Raw genomic sequence first — 5,839 nt, forward strand, 5'->3', positions numbered from 1 at the left:
ATTTACCTGCCCACCCCAACCCCTCCCCTGAAGGGGAGGGGCTTTTCTGTGTCCGCCTTCAACTCCAGCGCCCGCGCGTAGAGCGCCTTCCGGTCGAGTCCCAGCGCCTTGGCCACCTCGCTTGCCGCCTGCCCGGTCGACAGCCGCGTCAGCGCCTCGGCGAGCGCGCTGTCGGCATCCGTCGCGCTCGCCGCCTCGGGCGCGCCCGGCCCGGCGACCACCACGACGATCTCGCCCTTGGGCGGCGCATCGGCATAGCGCGCGGCGAGCTCAGACAGCGTCCCCGTCACCGCTTCCTCGAAATGCTTGGTGATCTCGCGCGTCACCGCCGCCTCGCGGTCGCCAAGCCCGTCGGCGAGCGCCGCGAGCATCACCCCGAGCCGCGGGCCCGATTCGTAGAGCACCAGCGTCGCGCGGATCGTCGCCACTTCGGCGATCGCCGCCGCACGCGCTTGCGCCTTGGACGGCAGGAAGCCGAGAAACAGGAAGCGGTCGGTCGGCAGCCCGGCGAGCGTCAGCGCCGCCACCGCCGCGCACGGGCCCGGGATCGTCCACACCGTGTGCCCCGCCGCGCGCGCATCGCGGACCAGCTTGTAGCCCGGATCGGAAATCAGCGGCGTCCCGGCATCGGACACCAGCGCTACCGCCTCGCTTCCCATCCGCGCGATCAGGCCGGGGCGGACGTCCTCGGCATTGTGATCGTGATACGGCGTCATCGGCCGTTTGACCCCGATATGATTCAACAGCTTGCCCGTCACGCGGCTGTCCTCGACGGCGATTACCGCGGCATGCGCCAGGATGTGCGCGGCGCGCGGCGAAAGATCGCCGAGATTGCCGATCGGGGTGGCAACGATGTAGAGGCCGGGCGAAAGATCAGGGTTCATTGGGAGTGGTCATGGCAGAGCGGGACACGGGCATGCAACGCCCGATCGGATTTGGGCGGCTTTTCCGCTTGGCGGCGATCGCCGGGGCAGTGCTGCTCGCGGGCTGCCAGACGGTCGTGCCGGGCGGCCCGCCGCCGTCGCGGCGGCCGAGCGCGCAGCGTCCGAGCCAGCCGCAACAGCCCGTCGTCGAACCGGGCATCCCGACCGATACGCAGCGTCACCGCGTCGCCTTGCTCGTCCCGCTCAGCGGCGCGAACGCCGGCGTCGGGCAGAGTCTGGCCAATGCGACGCAGATGGCGCTGCTCGATTCGCGCAACGAACGCGTCCGCATCACCAGCTATGACACCGCCGCAGGCGCCGCACTCGCCGCGCAGCGCGCGCTCGCCGACGGCAACCAGCTGATCCTCGGGCCGCTGCTCGCCGACGACGTCCGCGCGGTGACGCCGATCGCGCATCGCGCCGGCGTTCCCGTGGTGAGCTTCTCGAACGACGCGACCGCGGCGGGCAATGGCGCCTATCTGATGGGCTATGTGCCCGCCCAGTCGATCATCCGCGTCGTCAACTACGCGCACGACCAGGGCGTGACGAGCTTCGGCGGCCTCGTCCCCAACGGCATGTACGGCGAGCGCGCCTCGACCGCCTTCCTGCGCGCGGTCGAATCGGCGGGCGGGCGCGTCGGCGCGCTGCAGACCTATGATCGCGCGCCGGGATCGATGACCGCGGCGATCGCGCGGATCGCCAAGAGCGCGCCGTATCAGGCGATCCTGATCGCCGATGGCGGCAATGCCGCGGCGGCGGGCGTGCCGGTGCTGCGCCGCAACGGGATGGGCGGGGCGCATATCCTCGGCACCGAATTGTGGAACTCGGAAGCGTCGATCGCGAGCAAGCCCGCGCTCGAGGGGGCGTGGTTCGCGAGCGTGTCGGATGGGCTGTACCGCCAATATGCCGCCAAATATCGCGCACGCTTCGGTGCGGCGCCGTTCCGGCTGTCGAGCCTCGGCTATGACGCGGTGCTGCTGACGATCCGCATCATGCGCGACTGGCCGATGGGGACGGCGTTCCCCGAGGACCGGCTCAAGGATCGCGGCGGTTTCGCCGGGATCGACGGCGCGTTCCGCTTCGGTCGCGACAATGTCGCCGAGCGCGCGCTCGAGGTGCAGGAGATTCGCGGCGGGACGACGGTGACGGTATCGCCGGCGCCGAGCGGGTTCTGACGCGCTATAAGCCCCTCCCCTTCAGGGGAGGGGTTGGGGTGGGGAAGTAATGGCCGCCAGTCTCTGCGAGGCTCCCCCCACCCCCTACCCCTCCCCTGAAGGGGAGGGGCTTATGACTATGAGCGGCAGGATCGCGTCGAGGAGGAGCATCCCGGCTTCGGTGACGCGCAGATGATCACCAGAGCGTGCGAGCAGGCGTTGCGTTTCAAGCCTGGCCGCGGCGGGCCAGTCGATCAGCGCGTCCACGTTCGTCTCGCCCAGCCCGGCGATCCGCGCGAGGTCGACCCCCTCGCGCAACCGCAGCCCCATCAGCAGCGCTTCGGTCGAACGTTCGCTCGGCACCAGCGGCTGCTCGATCTGCGCGCCGTGGCCGTTGCGCGCGACCGCGCCGATCCAGTTCTCGGGCTTCTTGTGCCGCGCCGTCGCCAGCCCGCCTCGGCGCCCGTGCGCGCCCGGCCCGACCCCGGCATAATCCCGGTAGCGCCAGTAAACGAGGTTGTGCCGGCTCTCCGCGCCGAGCCGCGCATGGTTCGAAATCTCGTACGCCGGCAGCCCCGCCGCCGCGGTCGCCGCGCGCGTCGCCTCGAACAGGTCGGCCGCGGAATCGCCATCGGGAATGACGATCCGCCCCGCCGCCGCTTCGGTCGCGAAGCGCGTGCCGGGTTCGATCGTCAGCTGGTAGAGCGAGAGATGCTCGGTTCCGAACGACAGCGCGCGGGCAAGCTCCGCGTCCCAGGCGGCGAGGCTCTGCCCTGGGCGGGCGTAGATCAGATCGAAGCTGACGCGCGCGAACGCCGCCTGCGCCGTCGCGAGCGCGGCAAGCCCCTCCTCGATGCCGTGCGCGCGACCCAGGAACACCAGGGCTTCGTCGTCGAGCGCCTGCAGCCCGAGCGACACGCGGTTGACCCCGGCGCGCGCGAGATCGGCGAAGCGCGCCGCCTCGACCGAGGAGGGATTGGCCTCGAGCGTGATCTCGATATCGCTTTCGGGCGGCCAATGGGCGGTCGCCGCATCGATGATCGCCGCAACCGTCGCCGGCGGCATCAGCGAGGGCGTGCCGCCGCCGAAGAAGATCGAGCCGAGCCGCCGCCCCGGCAGCGCCGCGGCCTCATAAGCGAGATCGGCAAGCAGCGCGTCGCGCCACGCCGCCTGGTCGACGCTTTCGCGGACATGGCTGTTGAAATCGCAATAGGGGCATTTCGAGACGCAGAACGGCCAATGGACATAAAGCGCGAGCGGCGGTGTTAGGGGGGGCGTTTCGGGGGCATTCATCAACGGGAGCCTATGGGCGTCTCGGGGAGATTACGAAAGATGCGCGTTCACCGCCTGGCTCTCGCAGCGCTTGTGATGCTGGCGGGATGTGCCGCCTCCAATCCCGACGAACCGCCGCGCGTGACCGAGTTGCGCCCCGACGATCGCCCCGCGCCGCGCGGCGACTCGCTGCTGCGGCGCGCGGCGCTGGTCGAGCACAACGCCGCGCGCGCGGCGGTCGGCGCGCTGCCGCTGACGTGGAGCGACGAACTCGCCGCCGACGCCGCGCGCTATGCCGCGGTCCTCGCCGCGACGCGCGACTTCAGGCATTCGACCGGCGTGCGCGGGCGCATCCCCGAGGGCGAGAACCTCTTCATGGGGTCGCGCGGGGCGTATCGCTATGACGAGATGGTGCGGCTGTGGGCCGACGAACGGCGCTTCTACCGTGCCGGCGCGGTGCCCGACATCAGCACGACCGGACGCTGGCAGGATGTCGGGCACTACACGCAGATGATCTGGCGGCGCACGACCCAGGTCGGTTGCGCACTCGCGAGCAGCACGCGCGACGATTATCTGGTGTGCCGCTATTCGCCGCCGGGGAACGTGGTGGGGCGGCGCGTGGCGGACTAAGCGCGCTTCCGCCTGGGGCGTCCCGGCTTCCGTTCCCCGGCGAAGGCCGGGGCCCAGGCGTGGTGCAGCCTGAGGCTGGCGTAACGCGCGCCTGTTGAAGCCGTCGCACCTGGGCCCCGGCCTTCGCCGGGGAACAGATGCGTGCGATCAGGCGAGCCTAGAGCACCGCCGCTATCAGCTGCGCGAACGCATCCGCCCGGTGGCTGATCGCATGCTTCTGCGCCGGGTCCATCTCGGCATAGGTCTGGTCGCCACCTGCAGGCACGAACACCGGATCATAGCCGAAGCCGACATCACCGCGCGGCGGCCAGGTCAGCGTGCCCTCGGCGCGCCCCTCGAACCACTGCACATGCCCGTCGGGCCAGGCAAGCGCGAGCACGCAGACGAAGTGCGCGCTGCGGCTGGCGTCGGGACCCTTGGTCGCGAGCGCCTGCTCGACCTTGGTCATTGCCAGCGTCCAGTCGCGCCCGTTCGGCGTCTCCGCCCAATTGGCGGTATAGACGCCGGGATCGCCACCGAGCGCCTCGACGCACAGCCCGCTATCGTCGGCGAGCGCGGGGAGACCCGACAGGTCCGCCGCCTGCAACGCCTTCAATTCGGCATTGGCGACGAAGGTCGTGCCGGTCTCGTCGGGCTCGGGGAGGTCGAGGTCGGCCGCCGAGATCGCCTCGATGCCATGCTCGGCGAGCAGCGCGCCGATCTCGCGCACCTTGCCGGCGTTATGGCTGGCGATGACGAGCTTGCCGGGGCTGAGCTTGCGAATGGCCTGCGGCGCGACCTCTTGCGTCATTTTGCGACCGCCTTGGCTTGTGCAGCAAAGATCTCGGTGCAGCCGATCCGGGCGAGACGCAGCAGGCGCAGGAGCGCCTCCTCGTCATAGGTCGCGCCCTCGGCGGTCGCCTGGACTTCGGCGATGTTGCCGTTCTCGAGCAGCACGAAGTTCGCGTCGGCGTCGGCGTTCGAATCCTCGTCGTAATCGAGGTCGAGCACCGGCGTGCCCTGGTAGATCCCGCAACTGATCGCCGCGACCTTCTGCGTCAGCGGGTCGGCGGCGAGCTTGCCGCTCGCCATCAGCCCGTCGATCGCCAGCCGCAGCGCGACCCACGCGCCCGAGATCGACGCGGTGCGCGTCCCGCCATCGGCCTGGATCACGTCGCAATCGAGCACGATCTGGCGCTCGCCGAGCAGCTTGAGGTCGGTCACGGCGCGGAGCGAACGCCCGATCAGCCGCTGGATTTCCTGCGTCCGGCCCGACTGCTTGCCCTTGGCGGCTTCGCGGCTGCCGCGCGTGTGCGTGGCGCGCGGGAGCATGCCGTATTCGGCGGTGACCCAGCCTTCGCCCTTGCCGCGCAGGAACGGCGGGACCTTCTCCTCGATCGACGCCGTGACCAGCACCTTGGTGTCGCCGAAGCCGATCAGCACCGACCCTTCGGCATGTTTGGTGAAGCGCGGCTCGATCGTGATCGCGCGCATCTGGTCGGGGGTGCGGCCGCTGGGGCGCATGGGGAGTCTCCTGAAATGATCGAGTCGCCCTAGCTGTGCGTTGGGCGGGTGTCACCCCTTGGCTGAGGGCGGCGGATGCCCACATTCGGGGCCAAGGACGAAGCACAGACATGACGGGTTACGCAGCAGCGACACGACAGGACCGGATGATCGGCGCGGGCGGCGCGGCCGTGCTGGTCGCCCTGATCGGCTATGGGCTGGTGATGGGGCTCGGCGTCGATTTTCCGCGGCGCATCGTCGACGATCTGACGGTGATCTCGATCCTGCCCGACTCGCCGCCGCCCAAGCCCGATCCGGTGCCTGCGCCCAAACCGGCCGAGAAGCGCAAGGAAGGCGCTGCGTCGCCGCCCAACCTCA

6 protein-coding genes and 1 pseudogene are annotated in these 5,839 nt (G+C 70.4%); 3 read left to right on the top strand and 4 right to left on the bottom strand.

Features of this window, described 5'->3' with window-relative positions:
- Positions 1-2 precede the first annotated feature (2 nt).
- On the bottom strand, positions 3-884 hold the full coding sequence (gene rsmI, locus RH90_RS02320) for a 16S rRNA (cytidine(1402)-2'-O)-methyltransferase (RefSeq protein ID WP_010183622.1): 882 nt from the start codon (positions 882-884) through the stop codon (positions 3-5).
- An 11-nt stretch (positions 885-895) separates the two neighbouring features.
- Between rsmI and RH90_RS02325 the strand changes: the two genes are divergently transcribed.
- Positions 896-2,098, top strand: a complete 1,203-nt coding sequence (locus tag RH90_RS02325) for a penicillin-binding protein activator (protein ID WP_010183623.1) — start codon at positions 896-898, stop codon at positions 2,096-2,098.
- Between the two features lie 84 nt (positions 2,099-2,182).
- Here RH90_RS02325 and hemW read toward each other — a convergent pair whose 3' ends face one another.
- Complete coding sequence (hemW, locus tag RH90_RS02330; RefSeq protein WP_010183624.1) at positions 2,183-3,370, bottom strand: radical SAM family heme chaperone HemW; 1,188 nt, start codon at positions 3,368-3,370, stop codon at positions 2,183-2,185.
- 39 nt (positions 3,371-3,409) lie between these two features.
- Here hemW and RH90_RS02335 point away from each other — a divergent pair, with 39 nt between their 5' ends.
- Entirely contained in the window at positions 3,410-3,979 is a 570-nt protein-coding gene (locus tag RH90_RS02335; protein WP_010183625.1) for a CAP domain-containing protein, read from the top strand.
- 157 nt (positions 3,980-4,136) lie between these two features.
- On the opposite strand, the gene rdgB is transcribed toward RH90_RS02335, so the two are convergent.
- Together rdgB and rph are read right to left on the bottom strand one after the other, a co-directional pair.
- Positions 4,137-4,769, bottom strand: coding sequence for an RdgB/HAM1 family non-canonical purine NTP pyrophosphatase (gene rdgB, locus RH90_RS02340; protein WP_010183626.1), 633 nt, complete (start codon positions 4,767-4,769; stop codon positions 4,137-4,139).
- A complete protein-coding gene (gene rph / locus RH90_RS02345; protein WP_010183627.1) occupies positions 4,766-5,482 on the bottom strand; it encodes a ribonuclease PH in 717 nt (238 codons plus the stop codon). Before rph ends, rdgB begins: the two co-directional genes overlap by 4 nt.
- Positions 5,483-5,592: 110 nt before the next feature.
- On the opposite strand from rph, the pseudogene RH90_RS23865 reads away from it, so the two are divergent.
- Positions 5,593-5,839: pseudogene (locus RH90_RS23865) on the top strand (energy transducer TonB); the annotation flags it as partial.

It is taken from the genome of Sphingomonas sp. PAMC 26605, assembly GCF_000241485.1.
Taxonomy (GTDB): domain Bacteria; phylum Pseudomonadota; class Alphaproteobacteria; order Sphingomonadales; family Sphingomonadaceae; genus Sphingomonas.